This window comes from Streptococcus sp. E17BB, from assembly GCF_041807725.1.
Lineage (GTDB): Bacteria > Bacillota > Bacilli > Lactobacillales > Streptococcaceae > Streptococcus > Streptococcus entericus.
In genome coordinates, this window is record NZ_JBGTZC010000021.1 from 19860 (window position 1) to 39844 (window position 19985).

Below are 19985 nucleotides of genomic sequence, written 5' to 3' on the forward strand. Positions count from 1 at the left end.
TTTTCTCCTAAAAAATATGCATATGATTCGTGTGGTTATAAGAGTGATTACCAGCATAGAGTAAGGTAAGATGCCAGTAAATATTGTTGATAACCGTTTTTAAACTTTTGCCACTGAGGTGCATTTCTTGACTCTGAACGTCCGCAAAACGACGGTCAGAGCGACCTAGAGAATGCGTTATCCCCCCCTCATTCTGAGGAATAAGATACGACGCCTTTCCAGTCATATCAAATAGCCATGGACTACGATTTTTATTACCATAAATAGCAACACGATTCCCTACCAATTCAACAAAGGTAGTCTTCTCTGTCTGATTTTTAACGCCGTTCCAAATTCTAACTCCACCAAATCCATCGTTTTCTGAGGATTCACTTTGATCAGAATTGGAACCAATAACAGTCAGTGTTGAATTTGGTAAAACACCTAATTCAGAATAAAAATTACCCTCAATCAATCGAATAAATTGTGATGGCTTGTTTGGTGACATGCGTCTCAGACTATTATTGTTCGATAAAAACTCAATCGTCGCATTTTGATTGAAGGAAATATTTGCTTGGTTCAGGTTAATTCTCATGGCATCATTTTGAGCTGTTATAACTTTCCCTTTCAACCAATCCACAAGAGCCGTCTCAATCTTAGATTTGATGAAATTAGCGTCCAAGCCCACTATCTTATTAGCATTAAGGTTGATGATATTAACATTTGCCGCGTTTAGCGTCCCTGCTGTGACTTTATCCGCAAGCACGCTTTCAATCATGGCATTCTTAATCGTCCCGTCTTGGACATAGACCGTACTAGGGGTTACTACCAGCTTATTCTGACCAGCTTGTAGAGCTATCCCTCCAGTGGCGACATTGACTGCAGACAAGACAGCGCCATTACTGTTTAGGGTTTTAATGGCATAGCTGTCCGCCAACTGGGTGACGAGGGTAGAGGTCGCTACCTCCTGCGCCGAGGTACTGTCCACAAATCTGTCTGGCGGAACTTCCCCTCGTACGATAGAAATTTGTCCAACGGCGACCTGACCATTTTTTCGCAACCAGACGTGCAGACCGTAATCGTCTGTGACTATAGTGTCAGAGTTGACTGTAAATGTGCCCGTAAAAATCTGAGCGGCACCAGTTTTGGTTGGCATAATCTGAAAAGAACCTATTATGGTGCCAGCGTTTTTAATCTCAAAACTAATAATATCATCAGGAAGCACATCCACCCAAAGATTGACACGATAACTGAGCTTCTCGCCCTTAGTAAAGGTGGCGGTCCTGAGCGGCACCTGAAATCCTCGCCATTGATGAGCTGTATGCCCCGTTTGCCTAATCACCAAAAGCTTGTAGGTGTTGGTTCCTGTCATGTAGTAATCTGCCGCATTACTGGTAGATCGAGGCTGGTGACGTGAGTAGTTTGTAGGGTCATAGACCAGATTGTCACTCTTGGTCAAGACCTTGCCGACCTCCACTTGGAAAATATTAGATGTCATAACCATACGGGCGATGTTGTCCGCTATCCCTTGATTAGTCGTTCCAAGTGCCCGCTCATAGAGCTGGGCGGTTTCTTTGACTTTGTTAAAGTCTACCGCTGAAGCTAAATCTTGAGGAGCAGGCGACCATTCTGTGGGTTCAAGGTCACTTTGGGCAACCATATACCAATCGATGTCCGCAGTACCTGAGCGGTCGCCTCCACCAGGAAACCAGTAGGTGCTAATGGCATAACGTTCCGTATAACGAGCTGTGAATTTTATGCTTTTAGTTTCATAGTTTGTTGAGTTAAATTCCAAATTGTAACTTTCTTGCCAATCCGATTTATAGATATAGACTCTCGTTCGCTTATCACTAGTCCCCCCTGTCTTCTTAGCTCTTGCTAAGAACCAATAGGTCTTCCCAGCTTCTAATTGAATCGTCCGAGTCCCAAAACCATAAGCATTCGAACTTTCATTGATTTTAGAATTTGGTACGAGATTAACCGAGCTTCCCTTAGTCGGTATCAGTCCTCGTGTCTCAGTCAAACCACGCTCAATCGTCTGCGCTGTCTCACGCTTGTAGTTGTCAAAGACTGTATTCGATATATAGCCCTTAGTAGTCACTAAATTATCCACTTCAGCTCGTGTTAACCGTTGAGCGATTTGGTCAGCCTGCTGGCGAATTGAACTCTCAGCTGTTGATAGACGACCCGTGACCGCATTGACTTCGGTTTTAGTTGCCAGTTGACGGATACCCTCTGCTGTTTGTTGGGCAAGGGTCTTTGTCTCAGACAGACTGCCGTCCAGTCCTTGAACACGTCGTCCAAGCTCTGCACTGTTTTCATCTACTGACCGCTTGTACTCCGCAAACTCCTGGCGGAAATCTTCATCGGCAGGAGAGTAGTCTGTAGGGATGTTACCTATTTCCAGTTTCGGCTGATAAAACTCTAGGTATGTCCCTGAGTTTCGAAAGTCCAACGCCGTATGCAGGTTAAAAATATCAAACGGTCTCAGATAGATGTCCGGTGTCGTCCAGTTGACAGTACACCAAACAAGATACTCATTCGTCCCAATCTGCTTAATCTGAGCCGAAAAGGCCCTGTGTCGGTTAGCCGATGAGACTACTTCTGGACCATACCAAGACATCTGAAGCGAGCCTATCCCAATAAATCTAGCATCCGTCGAAACCCTGACAGCTTGTGTATAGGTTTGACCTTGTTTGACTACAAAGCGTTGTTCCTCGAAAATTCGTCCTTGTGGCAGAATCTCTCCGTTCCTAGCTCTTTCAACTCCTGTTCCAAAGGTTAGACGAGTTCGTTTAGTCTCATCGTCCCAGGCCGTGTTAGTGATACCGTAACCCATGACAAACGGTTCGCCAGTGCGCTTGATGAGGTTGACGCCACCCACCCTGATATTCTCAAACCGCTCCCTAACGCCGTCTAAACCGCGCTCAATGTCAGCAGTCTTTTGACTAACAGACTGAACCTGACCTGTCGTCGTATTGAGCGTTTGATTGAGCTGGCTGTACTGCTCACGAACACCAGACAGACCCGTCTCAACACTCGCCACCCGTTGGGTCACACTCGTCAGATTGCCTGTCGTGCTATTGACGGTTTTGGACAGCTCTGTCAGCGTAGTTTTCGTGCCGTTTGCGGTCTCTTCGACTGTCATCAAGCGACTAGACAGCCCCTCCTGAGTCTGAGCCTGTCGTCGGATTTGGTCGGCTTGACTAGACAGGTTTTCCCGTGTCAATCGCACAGCTTCCTGAAGCTCTCTGGACTTGTTCGCCAGTTCCTGACCTGTCTGCGTCGATGAAGCTGCAGCTCTGTCTGCTGTCTCTTTTGCTAGCTTCGCCAAGTCACTGCTCGCTCCAGCCCTAGTCAACGCCTCACTTGCTTTTTGGTCTGCGGCTTGGGCTTGTTGGGTCAGTTCATTGGCTTTGGCTTGTACCTCCTCAACCAAGCGCTTAACACGTTCATTATCTGCGGTTCTGACTAACTCCTCCCAAGCCTCGCCTGTCCACCGTAACATGATTTTATGCCCTTCATGCTCTGGGTCTGGCTTGTACCAGATGTCATTGATCACCACCTTGCCCTTATACTTGACAGTAGGGTCTTCCGCTCCATACCAGTTAGTGTTAGCTCCGTCAGCACTCGGTAAAAAATCAGGTAGGTTCTGGACAAAGTTGCTAAACTCATTTTGAATAAAGTTATCCACAGCTTGATCAGCGATAGTCTGAATACGACTTGCCTGACCTTCCGTGATACGGTCACCTAGTTTGACGTCGCTAGACTGGTCATTGAGACGGTTGATGGTCAATTCAAAAATACGGGTATCGTAGTCAATCCGCTTGTCATGCCGAACCACTCGGATAGTATCACCAATAGCGGCACCTTTGAGGTAAACTGTAGAGGTCTTGAAAGTGACCTGCGGACGACTAGTATCTACCAAAGCTTCATAGGTTTTCTGCAAGACAACTTCCTTGTCTTCCTCTTCCGAAAACTCTACAAAGCCAATCTTAGGTCTCATACTGCCATCTGCTTGCTTGATGCCAAAGTGAGCCGTCATTTCTGGCAGTTCGACATACTTCTGACCCTTGGGCTTGTTGACAGGCTTGCCGTCACTTATTCGCCAGACTACATCTTCAAACGTAATCTTGCGACCGTAGCCGTCTGCTTGTTGCTGACGACTTTTGCCGTCAACTGTTTCACTCGTATCTGCTGTGCTAACCTGTTCACCCTTACCGCGACCGATGAGGGCGGTGTAGATATTGGTTCGCTCAACCTCTTGCAGGATTTTTAGGGCATTGTGACCGTAAACGACACGCTTCCCGACGGCTGCACCAATCTTTTTCTTAAAGTCAATGACCCTAGCTCCGATTTGATTGCCGTTCATCTGGACGAAAAACTGCATTTCCAAATCCCAGACCTTGCAGACCTTTTTCAGAGCGTCAAAAACGGAGGTATAGTAGAAATTGGTTGACCGTGGCAAAGTCTCATCAACAAAACGGGCTGACCAGTTTGTGCCAAGTAACAAATCAGAGATAACCTCACGGGCAAAAGCGTTCTTCGGTCGCTTGTCATAAACAGGCGTTTTTCTTAGCTCCTCAATACCAGACTGAACTCCAATTAACTCGGTCAGTTTGCCCTCAGAATGTTTCTGAGCCACGTAGAAAAAGTGGAAATTGTGAGTGTCGTCCACCGCCTGAATAGCCATGTATTCCACCTTCTCCAGCTCATCATCAGGCAAAGCCTTCAGCTCAACCGTCAAACGGTCAGAGACATACTTCTCAGTCGTCAAAGAGTAGGTTTGTAGGGCTGTTTTGACTGCCGTTTTTCGGACAATCTTAATAAGATTTTCGTCCTTGTCAAACAAGTAAATCATAAGCGCTCATCCCTCCAAATAACTTCCTTAACTTTGGCGTTTCTTGCTGTGATGGTATCCCCATTTTTTACAAAAAAGGTCTCCAACGGGCTGTACCGCTCTAGCTCACTGAGAATAGACCGACCGCCGTAGGTGATGGTTACCTCATCAGCTCCCCAAGCCACAACCACGTCACGGTCGGGGGTATAAGCTCCACGAAAAGACAAGACCTTGTCGCCATTGATAATTTGTACCTGGTTAACCGTACCAGTTGGTGTAATCGTAATCTTCTCTGGCAAAACAGCCATAGCATTGACCAAAGAAATAGCCCCAGTCGATGACTGAGGCAGTTTCTTCTTGTAGCCATCAGGGACTAAGAGAGTGAACTTGCTGACGACTACAAGGGCAGTCTCCTCAATCTCATCAGCTCCCGACAGATAGCCATAGTAGGTAAAGTCTGGCTCATCTTTGAAGGATAACTCCAGAAAACCACTAGGAGCAACAGTCCGCAAGACTTTGTTGAGCTGTGCAAAACGGTCACGCAGTTGGCTACTGCTGTCCGCCTCAAGTTTGTACTTGATGATAAGCTCACGCTCATCATCAGAGACATCATCAACCCAGACCCCACGACGACCGGGGACCGAAGTTGACTTGACTGTCTGACTGACAATGCCACGTCCTGTCACCGTCAAGTGTCGGTAACCCTCAACCAATTGATCGAGAGCCGTTCCGTTGATGTAGAGATTATCACTAGGCTCAAAAGCCACATCTTGCCCAGTTGTTTTCTTCAAACTTTGATAGTTATACATGACTTTTCCTTTCCTAGTAGTTATCTAAAATCAGCTCCAGCTCTTGAGCACCCGTGATGTCGTTAGTAAATGCACGGTAAACCGTGCCGCCCATATTAAGAACAATTTCAGCAGCTTGTTGGGCAACAGTCAGACTGCCACCGTTAAAGGACACTGATGGGTCATAAGCAGTAAGTCTGCCCAGCTCACCATCAACATCTCCTAACTCTCCCATCAAGCTACCTGCCACATCTTGACCTGTGAAGGCTGAAATAGCACCCTGTGCCATGCTTGCCATGGACTTAACCACCTTACCAGCTCCGCTATTTATACCAATAACAAAACCTTGGTCAGTGTAAAGACCAAACTGACGAAACACACGAGACGGTGACTTGATGCCAAGCAAGTTCTTTGCAGCACTAATAGCATTACCCACAGCATTGCTAACGGCAGAAATCAATCGACCTGCCGCGCCGACAACACCATTAACGAAACCACTAATTAAGTCACCACCAGCTGATACTGCCTGACTGACAAAGTTTTTTGCAGCATTTACGGCGTTATTAAAGCCATTTCTAACTGCTTCAACAATTCGTGGTCCAGCATTAGTGACAGTGCTGACAACATTATTCCAACCATTGCTGATAGAGCTCTTGACTGTTTCAACGGCATTAGAAACTGTTGATTTCACAGCGTTCCAAGCGCTTGATAAGAGAGTTTTGATGTTCTCCCAAATTTGCTCGGTGTTCCCTTTAATCCGTTCCCATGCTTTAGAAATAGCCTCTTTGACCAAATCAAAATTACCTGTCACAAGACCAACGATTGCCAAAAGCAAACCCGCAAAGAAAGTCTTAATACTATCCCAAACAAGCTCCCAGTTAGCTTTGATGGTTGATAAGGCGCTACTGATAAAATCAATAATCGGCTGTAAAAAGCCCATAACTGTCTGAGAAATCGCCGACCATATGCCTGATAAGAAACCAGAAATCCAATTCCAGGCGGTTTCCCAGATTGTTTTCAAAAACTCCAGACCATATTTGAACACTTCTTGCAAAGATTCAAAAAGATAAATAGCTAAATTTTTGACAGCTTCCCAAGCCGTCTGCGCAACACCTTTCAGTGTTTCCCAAGCTCCTGACCAATCACCATTCAAAACCTGCAAAACAGCCTTAATGATGCCTAAGATGACATCCATCGCTACTATGACAATATCAGATAGAGTACCAAAAACGCTATTTACAATGACAGTTAGTAGGGCCCAACCAGCAGAAAAAATAGGAGCCAAAGCATTCACAACAGACATAATCGTGTCGCTGATTAAGTTCCAGCCTTTTTCGACAACAGAGCGGATAAGTTCTTGATTTTCAGCAATCCAAGCCTGGATTTTTGCCCAAGCCAGTGAGACTGTTTCCCAAATAATACCAACTGCGCCGCTAATCGTAGAAGAAATAGCTTGCCAAGCCTCATTTACCTTAGCCCTGAACTCATCATTATGCTTGTAGAGCAAGACAAAACCAGCAACTAAAGCGGCAATAGCAGCGATAACCGCCCAAACAGGGGCTGTTATACCGCCGATAATTCCGCCTAGCGTACCAAAGACACCAGAGACAGCTGCGCCACCAGTCTGTGCAGCAATAAAACCAGCTTTCAAAGTAGTAAACGCCTTATAAGCACCACTTGCAAAACTAACTACCTTAGCGATAACGCCAATTACGCCGCCAATTGCCATCATCGCAGGTCCCGTCGCGACAACGATAGCACCAAGCCATTTCTGCCAAGGAGCTATCGGTAAGTTATCCCATATAGTCAATACAACGTTCTTGACGTTGCGGACAAAGTTCTTGATGGTTTCTCCCAGGTTGCTCAAAAGACCTTTGATGTCTGCATCTTTCTGCCCTAGGCCTGCCGCCAAGTTTTGAGCGGCAGCCTTCATTGAGTCGAAAGACCCCGACACCGTCTCGCTGGCTTCCTTTGCAGTCGTTCCAGTGATGTCGAGTTTTTCTTGAGTGACATGGATAGCCTTAATAAGCTTGTCAAACGGTATATCTTTAACATTTTCAGCTGTTGCTTCAAATTCACCATTTAAAACACCAGACTCATTTACCAAGCGTGCCATTTCTCCAGCTGTACCACCATAACCAAGTTTGAGATTATCCAGCATGGTGTAGTTGTCCTTCGCAAATCCCTGGTAAGCGTTCTGAATGTCGGTAATATTAGACCCAAACTTGTTAGCATTATCAGACATATCCACAATAGCCATGTCTGCATATCGTGCAGCTGCTGCCGTATCTCCACCAAGACCCTGAAGAAGGCTGGCAGAGAATGACGTGACCTGCTCCATGTATTTTACACCGGACACTCCCGCACGTTTGTAGGCTGTTTCTGAATTGGCAATGACCGTATTGGCTGAACTCTTGAACATGGTTTCAATACCGCCCACGGCCTGTTCAAGACCTGCATAGGCCTTGACTACTCCACCAATTGCCCCAACTACTGGAAGTGTGAAGCCTGCCGTCATACCTTTACCAACTGCCATCATGGAACCACTGACTGCTGATAGAGTGTTGCTGACCTTATCAAGACTTGAACCAGTCTGATTTTTCAAACTCTGAAGAGACATCTGGGCTTCTTTGAGTCCGCTCGTAAAATCAGAAACATTGGCTTTTAGTATGGCCGTGACATCAAATGTTGCCCCCATTAGCCCCCTCCTTTCATGGCTTGATTAAGTAGCCTGTTTTTGTCAGCCAGGTCAAGAACCTTCCTGGCTGGTTGTTCAGGCTCAAACAACTTGTCAAATTCTTCTTTATGATTATAAAAATCCTCAAAATTCTTATAAGCTGATTTAGCACTTTTTCCCTTGCCTTTTGTCGCCTTAACACTCTGATTGAACCAGGCTTGTATAGCTGAATGATACCGCCTGTCTTCCTGCTGGATAGCGTAAGCAGTATTGTAGATATAAAACTGCTCAAGCGTTGTGTTTGCTGCTTCAACGTAGGTCATGCCATGTCTGGCAATCAAGAGGGCAATGGCTTCATCATATCCAAAGTTAGTAGATGACGTTTTTCGCTCCCCTACTCGACTAGGTTCATGGCTTTTTTGAGTAGGGGTGATGTTTTTAACTCGTCCACAATCTCCTGGATAGTCTGATCATACTTGTCAGTTTCAATCAAGTCTTCCAGGTAAGCCTCAATAGCCTCATTACTTGGCTTTTGAGGTTCATTGACTGTGCCAGCTTTGATAATGTCCACAAAGGCCATAGGGTCATTAAGGGCCTGCCCAGCATTGAAAAGGGTCATGGCACCGTAGCCGGTTTTCATGCCCTCAAGTTCCGCTGAGTGCAGTTTGTTCATTTCACGCAAAAAGCCAAGGCCAAAGCGTAATGTGTATTCACGTCCACCAATTGTTAAAATCATTTTATTTTTACTCCTTAATTAAAAAGTTAGGGACATAAAGCCCCTAAAAATCATCTAGCCTAGACACCTACACCAGTCACATCAGTTTCTTTTGCAAGCGTGTGGTAAGCGTATTGTGCAGCTTCAACGGCTGCCTTTTGCGTTTCAGTCAATGAGTCAACAGCCTGAATACCGTTGCCATCAATGGCCATTTCATAAGACAATTCAACCTTGTCATCAGAAGGCGCTGAAATTTCAAAGCTCTTGAAATAACCTTGGTAATAATCAACGTCATAGACTTCTTTGCCCCCCTGGAGTCGCTTGCTTCCAAGGTCAACCTGCCAAACTTCGACTTTGTCTTTGGCTTGGAACCACTTACGCATTTCCTTCCACATGTTGACGGTGTCGCCATCCTCACGGTAGGCTAGGGATGTAAAATCACCGCTAGTTTCTCCGTCTGAAATACTATTTACCACACCATCTTTGGTATTTGTACTCTCAACTTCTTTTTCAGAGTTGATTGTGTGTTCCGTTTGAAAACGAACCTTGCCTGCGTCTTGTTTCTTCTGGTCAATGACTCGACGGAAGAAAACGACAAAGTCTTTTCCTTGAATAAGTTCTGCCATTCATTTCTCCTTTTTTGTGTAATCAAAAGTAAAGTCCAGCACAATGTGGAGCAAAGGCTGGACATCTGTATTATCTGAGATAATTTGCTTAGAGGTTGAAGCATGGTGCAAGTGGTAATCATAACCATCTTGAGCACGCTTGATCTCACTTTCTAAATAGGCTGAAATATCGTCCAGGTTTGCCCTATCCTCCCTAAAACCGTAGAGGTGGACGGTTTGCCTTAATCTGCCCAGAAGGTCCTTATTTGGGCTTTCTGTGCCGTTATTTTCGCCTATGTAAACAAAGGGATAAGCGCTTTTTGCATCAGGTAGAAAATCATAGGTATCAACTCTGACCTTGCTGATGGCAAAAATCCGCCTAAACAAAGCATGATTTGGGGTCATTTGAAGGCTCCTTTCATCACGTTGGTCATGTCCTTTTGAAATTCTGGCTGAATTTGCTCCAGCATGGGACGGAAGTGAGGGGTGCCAGGTTGGTACCTGGTACCATATTCCTGATAACCGTCATAACCTGCCTCACCGTGAATATGGGCTTCCATACCAGGGTAAGAGGTGGTGATGTGGTCTTTCAAGAACTCGGTATCCTTAGGGGCCAACTGCTTAGCAATCCTCTTTCCTTTTTCGCCATTGTTTTTTAGAACCTGCAAAGACTGTTCAACCGCTTTTGGTTGAGCGTTGCTGATAGTTGCAGTTAGCTTTTCCATGCCCTGCCATTTAACAGACATATCAACCACCCACCTTCTTGAGCCTGACAGCTCCCTTGATAGGTGCATCAATCTGATCCATAGGGACATATTTGCTACCGTCATAGATAGCGGTAGCAAAAGGCTTCTGCTTCTGCTGAAAACGGCAAATCATGACAACATCTGTCTGATTGCCATACTCTTTCAAGACCTTGGCCTGTTGGATAAAGTTGACCAGGCAGGGCACAACTTCTTTTTGACCTTCAGCAACCTCATAGCTGTCTGTTTCAGGATTGTACTTAGGCTGACTGTTCTCACGGATGAGAGTAATGCGATGAGGTGTCTTCATAGAAACATCACCTTGCCTTTCTCCCTCAGAGAGCCATCAAGTCCAAAATCCTTGTTCAGAATTTTCATGTAGGGTTTAAAGAGGTCATCCAGTTCCTGGTAGGTGACTGAATAGCCGTCCACCGTCTCAGAGGTCACGGCTTCAGAGCCTTTGCGACCATAGAGCTTGTAAACCACATTCTCAATCATGAAATTGTATTTGGCATCAATTTCAGTGGTGTCAGTCAAGAGCTTGAAATAACTTTCAGCATCATCAACCAGGTCTTCAATGAGGGCCTTTTCTTCTGTATCGTCGGGGGCAATACCCAACCGACGTTTGATTTTTGCAAGTTGGGTATCTGTCATATTACTCCCCTTCAGCACCATCAAGCAAGGCTTTCAATTCGTCCTTGCTAGCACGGGAACCGTATTTGATACCAAGTTCGTCCAGTTTGGCCTTGAGTTCCTTAGCACTCAAGTCACCTTCTGACTTGGTATCTGGGGCCAAATCCCCTTCAGCACCATCAGACTCAATGACACCTTTACCAAGCAGTTCCTTGATACGGTTGTCAGATACGTTCAAATCTGGACGGGGATAAGTCTCACCTTTTTCATAGAGGTAGTTATTATCCTTAGTGTCAAGGATATTTTTTGTTACTGTGTAAGCCATGTGTTAGCTCCTTTCTTAGACACGTTCAGCTGGGGTCAATTTAGCAAAAGCGTCAGCCTTGGTGACCATGACTGCAATATCCATAGTAGCACGAATGGCAATCATCTCTTGCTCAAAGAGGTTGATTGGCGTACCATCAGCATTTGTGATGGTTGAAATTTGACCTTCTTCTGAAATCTTGTAGTTGATGTTGTAAGGGACACCGTAGATAAGATTGTCAAAGTCACCAGCAAGCAAGTCACCTTTTTCAAAATGTGCAGATTTGAGGTCAACCGTGGTGATGCCGTCAATGGTATTTGCAGTCTTGTCATAGATTGACACCTTGTTGCCATCACGAGCTTCACGCAAGGCAGAGCGGTTCTGAATTTTTGATACAAAAGCATTCGCTTCAACATCAGAGTCGTAAAGTGCATCTTGAAGCTTCAAGATGTTGTCATAAGTGATTGGACCACCAATGACTTTATTGGCATCTTTAGCAGCCTTATTGACTGAGTTTGCGAATGGTGTGTCATGACCAAGCAGACCAGCTTCATCAATTTTCTTGTAGAAGGCTTCAACGATCTGTGGTTTCATATCGTCAAAGAATTTCTTCCAAGTGTAGTTGAGGGCTTCACGGGATGTTACCAAGATGATACCAAGCTTGTGAGCTTTCAGGGTCACTGGAACCACTTCTGGCGTGTCAGTCTTAATTTTCTCAGTTTCATTTACCCAGTAAGCTGAAATCCCGTCTGTTTGAACGTAGACAGTTTTTTCTTGCTCACCTTCCATTTCTTGATACTGACCAAGCTGCATGACAAGAGAGTTTTGAGCAACTTCTTTCATGATGATGTCTGTAAATTCTTTGTGCAATGTCCCGTCTTTCTTCTGTGATACAAGGACATTTTCTGGATTAAAAGTTTGTACTGTCATTGTTTGACTCCTTTTTATTTAATAATGCGAGCCTTTCGGAATGTATCCGCTCGGCTAGTGTGATTGTTTCCACCAAATGATGACGACATCTTCGGCGGTTCTGATTGTGTGTACTCAGCTTTGATTGAGCTGATAATCGCTTCAAAATCAGCGATAGCCTGTAAGGTATCCTCTGCAGTCTCCTTAACCACAAAAGCCAATACCTTGTCATCAAGAGGCAGTTTCCGCTTAGACAGGGTCTTGATAGCCTCGTCGGTCAGCTCTCGCTTGGTCTGTTCTTTCTTCAGACCTGCGATTTCAGCCATCAAGGCCTCTTTTTCAGCCTCAGCTTCTTTCTGGCGGTAGGCTTCAAGCTCTTTGCCCGTCAACTCGGACTCAGCTTTGTACTTTTTAAGGGCTTTATCAATAGCCTCTTGGGTCGCCTGAGCGTGTTTTTCTTCTGCCTGTTTCAAGCGACGCTGCATTTCAGCAAGTGACACCATTTTTTCAGCTTCTTTTGGCGGATTGCTAGCTTGTCCGTCAGTCTGAGACTGCTCTTGTGGGTCAAGTGCTGGGTTGTGTTGTTCTTCTGCCATGTGCGGCTCCTTTCTACGCTTTTACGAGCTACCCCCTCGAACTCATGCAAAGTTTTCCGCCATTAGCACGGTTTGGGCAAAAAGAAAACTGGTCAGTTTCGACCAGTTTAGAGTAATTTAAAGTAGTTTATAGCAGTCTTTCCTGTTGTCAAGATGAGTAACCACCTCCTAATCTTCGATTGCTCGGTTTGATACCTTGGCATAGACATCCACATAAGTTTCTGCTTTATCGCCATTATGAGTTACTTCCGCATAGTCGCCACACTTTTCATCAGACTTGATTTGATTAGTGCTGACTAATGCTTTCCAATTTTGTAGGGTTTTGCTGAACCAAACCACGAAACAGTCTTCTTCTTTGATTTCACGACCAGAGAGACGTGAAAACTCTTGTGATGCCAATCGTTTTGCTTTATCCAACATAAATTATTCCTCCTATTTCAGACCAAACCAATATTTTTTCTTGGCTTTACCAAATTCAAGCGTTGCCTTGTGTAATTCAAGTTTCATTGACTTATTGGCACTCTCCAAAGCGTCAAATCGGTTGTTAGTCGCTTCAGTATTGTGTGAGCTTACTTGGTGCAATTCTTCAATCAATCGGGTGTGTCGTTTTACTGCGTCAGTCAACAAGGCATTCTCTGCCATTAGTTGAGATACCTTGGTTTCAAGTCTCGCAACACGAGACCATTTCTTTTTAATTCTTTTGTTCATCGGTTTTTACCTCCAAAAATTTATTTTTAATCGCAACCAACAAATCATATTCTGATTTAGGGATAGTTACCATTTCCGGACCTGTTACTTTAAATCCAGTAAATTCGCCATTATTTATCTGATGTTTCATTTTTTCCTCCATTTTTGGGTACAAAAAAAGCACTTAGATTTCTCTAGGTGCTTAATTAGATTGCTTTAAGCTTGAGTGTTTTGAGGTATTCTGCCCATTCCTGATCCAAATCCTCAACAGTTTTGTTCTTGTTTTTTTCATGGACAGCATTGAAATCAATGTTGTCATCTTCGCCTTCTGGCCAAGTATAAATATCTTGTTTTACCATATCATTCAATCCTTCCAAATTCAAATTCAAACACTTCAGAAAACATTTCAAGCGTTTTCTCCTGTGCCACACTTTCATTATATCCCAATTTCTTGAATTTATCAATTTGATTGACATATTTTTCCTGTGCACTGCGTGGAATTCGTTTGTTAGGTCTTGAATACCAATAAACACTCCCGTCATGTCCAGCTGTCAAGCCGTATTTGACAGAATTGTATTTGCTCCTTTGTTGTAAAGAAGCTAAATCACTCAATGATGGAGGGTATCCAGAAGGGTGATTGTGAATTGAGACAAGCCCTTTTTCTGAACTCGATTTAAAAGCATTTCTTACTTGGTCATTGTAAACAACACCCTTTGTTTTTCTTGCTTTATTCGAAACCGCCACAACCTTACCAGTATTCACATCAAGCAAGTAATAATCTTCAAAAGGTGTTCCTGCTCTATGCTGAATGATTTTTCTTGAAACGGATGCAAGCTGTTCAGCAATAGGTGCTGTCAACTCATTGTTTTTGAATTTTTCAACATAAGCACTTTGTCTGATGTAATTCAAATCCGCCTTGAAAATACCTGTGTTGTATTCTTCTTCTGGTGTTTCTTTTGGTTCCCAAAGCTCATACTCATCAAGCGTAGAACCGCCTTTTTTGTACTTCATCTCAATGTGACCATAAGCCGAACAGCGGCAGTTGGGGTGCATGGGAAACATGTTGACCCCTTTCTCCACTTGGTCAATGGGTACAGCCTTTTGGTCAAGCGGACCACATAGGTCACACGCCCCAGGCTCTGCCACAAAAATCATATGGGTAAAGCCATTATCCTGAAGCATAGCCAGCTGAGTGTCTGCGTTTATGCGTGCTATCTCCGTCTTGATCAAGCGTTGGGCGTTAGCCTTGCTTGTCCCAAACTTCTTAGCCAGTCGGTCTCGCTCTTGCTTATAGCCCATCATATCCGTATAGATACGATTGAGTGAGCCAAAAACATCCCGCTGGAGGTTAGCTTGCAAGCCAAGACCTCCCCAAACTCTGTCTGAGAATTTTTGCCCGTAAAAACCAGCCTCTAAAATCGCTTCTAAGCGTTTAGAGGACCTTGTGGCACTATTACCCAGAATGCCAGATTGGCGCTTAAATTCGTTGGTTAATTCGTCATGGCGGGCCTTATCAAAGACTTCATTAGCTTCAGCAGTCAGGTTTTGGATTTCAAGAGCCAATTCAGCCTTCAACAACTCCAACCGGCTGACCCTCATTTTGAGGTTGTAGGTCCGTAGCCAACTGTTGGTTTCAGGGCTGAAATCTTTCTCCCTGACCGCTTTTGCTGCCTTCTGGTTAAACTTAGTCACATCAAAATCAGACACCCGTTTCATGGTCTCCTGCTTGGTCAGACTATTCTGCCCAGCGTAGCTCATGTAAAACTGGTCTATCTGGGCCTGCATACGGTCATAGCCCTCTTGGTAAATCTTAGCCAAGACCCGGTCACGGTCAAGGTCTCGCTTCATCAACTCTGACTGAGCTTTTCGTTCAGCATTATAGCGTTGGTTATTGATTATCCGCTTGTCTGTCATCACGACCACCTACCATCTGCCTGATTTCCTCATCACTGCCACCATGCTGCTTGAGTAAGCGTTCCTGCTCTGTTTTGTAGTTGGTAAACGTTGCATTCTCCATCAATGTCTCCTGCGATACCTCACCACCTGCCTCGATGTAAGCCTTAATCTCAGTCCAGACATCTTGTGGAATATTAGGGTGAAAAGTAAAGGTCAGCTTGTCTGCGTCAATAACCGGGGCGTTGATCACCTTGTGAATATTGCTGATAAGCTCGTACCTTCGACGTAAAGCTTTAGTAAAATAGTTTTCCTTATCCTTTCTGACCTGCTCCAAACCAATCATCTTGTAAAGCAGAGCAATTCCTGAAGCCGTTGAATTGAAACGGTCATCGTCAAGGTTGGGAATACGGCTAAAACGATGGATGTCATTAGCCAACCTGTTCTTGTAGGCCTCCGTACCTTGGACATCATATTGCTTATAGATATAGTCGGCATCGGCAGAGGTTTGTTGACCTGTCGTGCTTACTCCTGATTGTAAAAGCATGATGTTAGCTTCCTTGAGCTTAGCCGATGTAACTGCGTCAAGTCCAATAGCATCTAAGTCACCCTTAATAACTAACATGGCATCGTTCAGGTCACTCATGTAGTTAGCTGTATCAGACTGCCCGGCATCGTAGGCATCAATCAGAGAAATCTCACTCTCATAGTCACCCATTCTAAAACGATTGTTCCACCACTCAACAACTGGCACATCTTTGTACTCGTGCTTGTTGTCTGTTTCAAGAACCAACCTAACCGAATTAGGAGAAAATGGCTTATAGGTCAGGACGCGGTCGGTTGTGTAGATGGTCATATGAACTTTTCCGTCGTAGACAGGCAAATGCACCGCAGCGATGACATTCTGCTCCACAGTCTGATCACGAATAACAAACATTTCCAGTGGATCAATCAAAACCACCCTATCCACACTGTCCTTGTCTCTGAAGTGATATTCAAACGCTCGACCATAGACAGAAGCGTCAAACGCTAAATCTGCATTTAAGGCATTGATGTCATTCTGCCACTCGATGTCTGAGATTGCAGACAATTGCTTCTGGTCGCCCTGCTCAATCATACCCACCGAAACCGGGCGGCCGATGATGTAGTTGGTCACAAAGCTGGAGATATAACCGCCCCACTTGTGCCGAACACGATAGTCTGCCTTTTCTTTGTCTAAACGCCGTTGACCAGACAAGATGTTGTGATTAGCCCCTCTGGCATAGCTAGCCAAAACCTGCAAGCGTGGACGCTGATAATCAAAAAAGACAGACAGCATATCCCTCAATGCCTTTCTGCCCTTGTCTGTCTCTAGCAGGTCATTGCTTGAGCTGTACCGAAACGGCTCATTAGCTAAGTCTGCAAAAATGACATTATCATTCCGAGTTCTAACGACAGTGTCAATCCCTCGCTCAAATTCGTTAACTTTCAGGATTTCTTCTTGTTGTTCTTCCAAGGTTCTCACCTCCTAAGTAATCTATTAACCGTCTTGATGGCTTTATTAACATCAAGGCTCTGTTTTTGAATATGATAACGCTCCAAAGCATAGCGGATAGCGTCAATGATGTGGTTATTGTTATCAATCGGATCATTTAACCACTCACCATCTTTGTCCTGTTTGTAAATATAGGTGTCAAACTCCTCAATGGTCTTTACACAAGACGGATGGATGTAGATGTGAAATTGCTTCATGAAGTCTATACCAGCATTGACTGACCCCTTCCCCTTGATTGACGGCACAAGTCGTCTGACACCTTTTGCCTGCAACTCCGCAATCAATCGCTGTTCTGCACTATCTGCCGTGATGTGAGCGTTCAGCATATCCGCCTCAGCTATCATCTGGAAAATATCCTCTGTCGTCATAGCGTGCTGATAATGCTCCGCATAGACCCAAAGCTCTTTCTTGTCCAAATCAACCGCTAAACGTGGAAAGGTTGTTGGGTCATGGGTAAAACCAAAGTCAAGACCAGCCGTGGTCTCCTTGACCCGTTTGATAGTCGCCATGATGTCAAAATCTCTGACCGTGTAATTTTCAAAGACTAGCCCTTCGGCAACGCCCCAATCTCCGTTAGCAACCACAGCCGCACGGCGTGGATTTGTCCGCCATAAGTCTTCATAACGGTCAATATCCTGCTTGTCTAGCCATTCGTTATCTCGGTAGGTCGTCGTGTCAGAAAAGACATCACGCTTTCTAGTGTCTTCATCAAAAAAAGCAGATTTCAACCAGTGCCTCTCACTCCAAGGGTTGAAGGTCACGGTAATCTGCTTATAGAAATTTGGCACATCAAGAGAGCCACGGATTGACTCCACCAAGGTCTCGAACTTGTCCTGGTTTTCCACCTGATAGGCCTCTTCTAGCCACAGCCACGCAAGCAAACCAGTGTCAACCGTGATAGAGGTTATTTTCAAGGGGTCATCAAGCCCCCTAAACAAAATCTTCTGCCCGGTCGCCTTGATTGTGATTTCTGGCAGGCTCTCGTTAAACTTGAATAAGTGAGATGCGCTCAAACGATTAGCAGCCCATTTGAGGTCTGTATAGGTTGATTGCTTATTGGTGTTTGAAAACCGACGAACCACAAGCAAGTTAGCCCACGGATGTTTCAAGATGTCGTGAATGAAGCAAAGAGCTGTACTCTTTGACTTCTTAGAACCACGGCCACCTTTGACAACTCGATAAAAATTCCTTGAGTGAAAAAAGCGATTGTACCCTTTTCCCAAAGCCTGCCTCATCGAAACCTGCACATCAGCCATCATCATCCTCCAGAGGGACATCATCGACAAAAGTGACTATCCCAGACAGTTGTACCTCTGACTTATCCGTGAACAGTTGAAGATGTCTCCCCAAGATTTCTAAAGCCTTCAATCGGTTTTCCACGTCTGCCGTATGCTCATATCTCATTTCAGACTCAACTTCATTGGTCATCAAATTCGTCTTCTTGGAATAACCCTCCTGCACCTTACCAAAAGCGATACTCGCAATCTCACGGACAACATCATCACCACTAATTTTGAGTTCTTCAAGGATTGGCTCAGTCCGTGATTTGATGTATTTCTGAATGGTAGGTTTTTCTAGGTTTTCCAGCCCGCTAGCTTTGGGTTGTCTATACCCTGCCTTTCTAGCTGCATCCGTCGCGTTACCTTTGTTGGCAATGTACTCATCGGCAAATAGCCGTTGTTTTGGAGTTAAGCCAAATTCGTCTCTATTTGCAATAAATCATCACCTCCAATCCTGACAAAATGAAAAAACCACACCTCATTGTGTGGGAAAAAATATAAGAGAAAGACCCCTAGCGGAATCAAACCGCCTGACTTATAACTTAGCTAGCATAAAAGTAGCCATGCAATCATGCAAGGTCTAGTCGCATCCGCAACCATTTTTAAGTTGTTGAGTGATATATGAATGCTAAGCCTACTGCCTACCCCATTTTGGGACACAAACACTCAAAGGAGAGTATGGGATTTGAACCCATGCACGCTTTTACACGCCTAGCAAGGTAGCAACCTGCCCCCTTCAGCCCCTTGGGTAACTCTCCATGATGGGTAAGACTTAACTACCTTACCCTTATTTCTTGATACTACCATTCTACCAGATTTTAGGCTTCATGCCTGTACTGTTACTATCATTTACTATCAATTCCGAAATAATGACATCAAGCTCCTTTACAGCCTGTTTCTTCAAGCGATAATAGGTAGGTGAGCTAATGCCGCCCATGCTATCGCAAATGTCATCAACACATATCTTATTGATGTAGGTCATTCTCAAAACAGTTCTGTGTTTAGGATTGGCCAGCCTATTGATAAGCCTACCAAGTTCAAGTTTCCTGTTAATAACTTCATTGGTATCTTGTTCAATCGCTTCTTTCATCACGATCAGCTGGGTATAGACATCATCGACCTTACGACCTGAGCCACCCTGCACCTTATCAGTTTTCCATTTAGGGCTTGAGAGCAAACCTGCCTCAAGCTCATTGATTTCGTCAATTCGGCTCTGAATATCCAAATCCAGATTTTGGAGTTCATCAAGAAGTTGTTTAGCCTTGTTCACTCTCTATCTCCTTTATGGTATAATAGTCTTGTGAGAACTACTACCAAGGGACTGAGTGGGCCTTGGCTTTTTTTATGGTCTGATACCATAATAATTGTATCCACATGATACGCTACAAAAACCATATGTATTGAAATATTTGTCAAATATCCCAATTTTATCTTTACATACTGGACAATGCGTCCTAATATATCTTTCCTCCTTGTCTAATCCTTTCAATGTCCTTTTTTTCTTAATACGTTTGTTCATTCACTTGCCTTTCCATACTTTCACTAAATGCCTTTCCAAAGGCCACCATGCCATCACTAACAGCCTGAGCTACACGACCAATAGCCAGCATAGCTTCGGTTATCTGTTCGACCGTATAGCCTGATAGCAGTTCCTGCCCAGGCATTTCTGACCGTCTTCTTGCTCTGGCAATGGCCCGTTTTCTAGTTTTGTTCAGGCTCATCTTGACCTCTTTGTTTTTTATTTTCAACATCGACCTTATCCATCATCTTCAACAGGATAAACCCAATCATGGCCACGGTCA

Annotated in this window: 23 protein-coding genes and 1 tRNA gene; all 24 read right to left on the bottom strand. The window is 44.5% G+C overall.

Annotation, left to right across the window (positions count from 1 at the left end):
* Nucleotides 1-7: 7 nt before the first annotated feature.
* The 24 genes from ACERC7_RS06510 to ACERC7_RS06625 all read right to left on the bottom strand — a co-directional run bounded on the left by ACERC7_RS06510 (nt 8) and on the right by ACERC7_RS06625 (nt 19904).
* Nucleotides 8-4840: a phage tail spike protein gene (locus ACERC7_RS06510; RefSeq protein ID WP_373666470.1), complete on the bottom strand. Its 4833-nt coding sequence runs from the start codon at nt 4838-4840 to the stop codon at nt 8-10.
* Nucleotides 4837-5628, bottom strand: a complete 792-nt coding sequence (locus ACERC7_RS06515) for a distal tail protein Dit (RefSeq protein ID WP_373666471.1) — start codon at nt 5626-5628, stop codon at nt 4837-4839. Before ACERC7_RS06515 ends, ACERC7_RS06510 begins: the two co-directional genes overlap by 4 nt.
* Nucleotides 5629-5641: 13 nt before the next feature.
* The gene (locus ACERC7_RS06520) at nt 5642-8305 is read right to left on the bottom strand and encodes a hypothetical protein (RefSeq protein WP_373666472.1); all 2664 of its coding nucleotides are present in this window, start codon (nt 8303-8305) and stop codon (nt 5642-5644) included.
* A complete protein-coding gene (locus ACERC7_RS06525; protein WP_373666473.1) occupies nt 8305-8607 on the bottom strand; it encodes a hypothetical protein in 303 nt (100 codons plus the stop codon). Before ACERC7_RS06525 ends, ACERC7_RS06520 begins: the two co-directional genes overlap by 1 nt.
* A gap of 71 nt (nt 8608-8678) precedes the next feature.
* Nucleotides 8679-9020, bottom strand: coding sequence for a tail assembly chaperone (locus tag ACERC7_RS06530; protein ID WP_124777926.1), 342 nt, complete (start codon nt 9018-9020; stop codon nt 8679-8681).
* 59 nt (nt 9021-9079) lie between these two features.
* Nucleotides 9080-9625, bottom strand: coding sequence for a phage major tail protein, TP901-1 family (locus ACERC7_RS06535; RefSeq protein WP_373666474.1), 546 nt, complete (start codon nt 9623-9625; stop codon nt 9080-9082).
* Nucleotides 9626-10009 (bottom strand): hypothetical protein, encoded by a 384-nt coding sequence (locus tag ACERC7_RS06540; protein WP_373666475.1) that lies wholly within the window; start codon nt 10007-10009, stop codon nt 9626-9628.
* On the bottom strand, nt 10006-10350 hold the full coding sequence (locus tag ACERC7_RS06545) for an HK97-gp10 family putative phage morphogenesis protein (protein ID WP_373666476.1): 345 nt from the start codon (nt 10348-10350) through the stop codon (nt 10006-10008). The genes ACERC7_RS06540 and ACERC7_RS06545 overlap by 4 nt, the downstream gene beginning before the upstream one ends.
* A 1-nt stretch (nt 10351) precedes the next feature.
* Nucleotides 10352-10657 carry a hypothetical protein gene (locus ACERC7_RS06550; RefSeq protein WP_373666477.1) on the bottom strand — a complete coding sequence of 102 codons (306 nt, stop codon included), beginning with the start codon at nt 10655-10657 and terminating at the stop codon, nt 10352-10354.
* The gene (locus ACERC7_RS06555; protein ID WP_373666478.1) at nt 10654-11001 is read right to left on the bottom strand and encodes a phage head-tail connector protein; all 348 of its coding nucleotides are present in this window, start codon (nt 10999-11001) and stop codon (nt 10654-10656) included. Before ACERC7_RS06555 ends, ACERC7_RS06550 begins: the two co-directional genes overlap by 4 nt.
* Before the next feature lies 1 nt (nt 11002).
* Nucleotides 11003-11305, bottom strand: coding sequence for a hypothetical protein (locus ACERC7_RS06560; protein ID WP_373666479.1), 303 nt, complete (start codon nt 11303-11305; stop codon nt 11003-11005).
* A gap of 15 nt (nt 11306-11320) precedes the next feature.
* Nucleotides 11321-12214, bottom strand: a complete 894-nt coding sequence (locus ACERC7_RS06565) for a phage major capsid protein (RefSeq protein WP_373666480.1) — start codon at nt 12212-12214, stop codon at nt 11321-11323.
* A gap of 14 nt (nt 12215-12228) precedes the next feature.
* A complete protein-coding gene (locus ACERC7_RS06570) occupies nt 12229-12789 on the bottom strand; it encodes a DUF4355 domain-containing protein (protein ID WP_373666481.1) in 561 nt (186 codons plus the stop codon).
* 168 nt (nt 12790-12957) lie between these two features.
* Complete coding sequence (locus ACERC7_RS06575; RefSeq protein ID WP_373666482.1) at nt 12958-13209, bottom strand: DUF6275 family protein; 252 nt, start codon at nt 13207-13209, stop codon at nt 12958-12960.
* 12 nt (nt 13210-13221) lie between these two features.
* Nucleotides 13222-13497 (bottom strand): hypothetical protein, encoded by a 276-nt coding sequence (locus ACERC7_RS06580; RefSeq protein ID WP_373666483.1) that lies wholly within the window; start codon nt 13495-13497, stop codon nt 13222-13224.
* Nucleotides 13481-13627: a hypothetical protein gene (locus tag ACERC7_RS06585; RefSeq protein ID WP_373666484.1), complete on the bottom strand. Its 147-nt coding sequence runs from the start codon at nt 13625-13627 to the stop codon at nt 13481-13483. The genes ACERC7_RS06580 and ACERC7_RS06585 overlap by 17 nt, the downstream gene beginning before the upstream one ends.
* Nucleotides 13628-13682: 55 nt before the next feature.
* On the bottom strand, nt 13683-13835 hold the full coding sequence (locus tag ACERC7_RS06590) for a hypothetical protein (protein WP_373666485.1): 153 nt from the start codon (nt 13833-13835) through the stop codon (nt 13683-13685).
* A gap of 1 nt (nt 13836) precedes the next feature.
* Nucleotides 13837-15390, bottom strand: a complete 1554-nt coding sequence (locus ACERC7_RS06595) for a minor capsid protein (protein ID WP_373666486.1) — start codon at nt 15388-15390, stop codon at nt 13837-13839.
* The gene (locus ACERC7_RS06600; RefSeq protein ID WP_373666487.1) at nt 15365-16864 is read right to left on the bottom strand and encodes a phage portal protein; all 1500 of its coding nucleotides are present in this window, start codon (nt 16862-16864) and stop codon (nt 15365-15367) included. The genes ACERC7_RS06595 and ACERC7_RS06600 overlap by 26 nt, the downstream gene beginning before the upstream one ends.
* A 5-nt stretch (nt 16865-16869) precedes the next feature.
* Complete coding sequence (locus ACERC7_RS06605) at nt 16870-18159, bottom strand: PBSX family phage terminase large subunit (protein WP_373666488.1); 1290 nt, start codon at nt 18157-18159, stop codon at nt 16870-16872.
* Complete coding sequence (locus tag ACERC7_RS06610; protein WP_373666491.1) at nt 18152-18619, bottom strand: terminase small subunit; 468 nt, start codon at nt 18617-18619, stop codon at nt 18152-18154. Before ACERC7_RS06610 ends, ACERC7_RS06605 begins: the two co-directional genes overlap by 8 nt.
* Nucleotides 18620-18853: 234 nt before the next feature.
* A tRNA-Ser gene (locus ACERC7_RS06615) sits at nt 18854-18941 on the bottom strand.
* A 50-nt stretch (nt 18942-18991) separates the two neighbouring features.
* Nucleotides 18992-19453, bottom strand: coding sequence for a DUF1492 domain-containing protein (locus ACERC7_RS06620; RefSeq protein ID WP_373666489.1), 462 nt, complete (start codon nt 19451-19453; stop codon nt 18992-18994).
* Between the two features lie 232 nt (nt 19454-19685).
* Entirely contained in the window at nt 19686-19904 is a 219-nt protein-coding gene (locus ACERC7_RS06625; RefSeq protein WP_373666490.1) for a hypothetical protein, read from the bottom strand.
* Nucleotides 19905-19985: the final 81 nt, after the last annotated feature.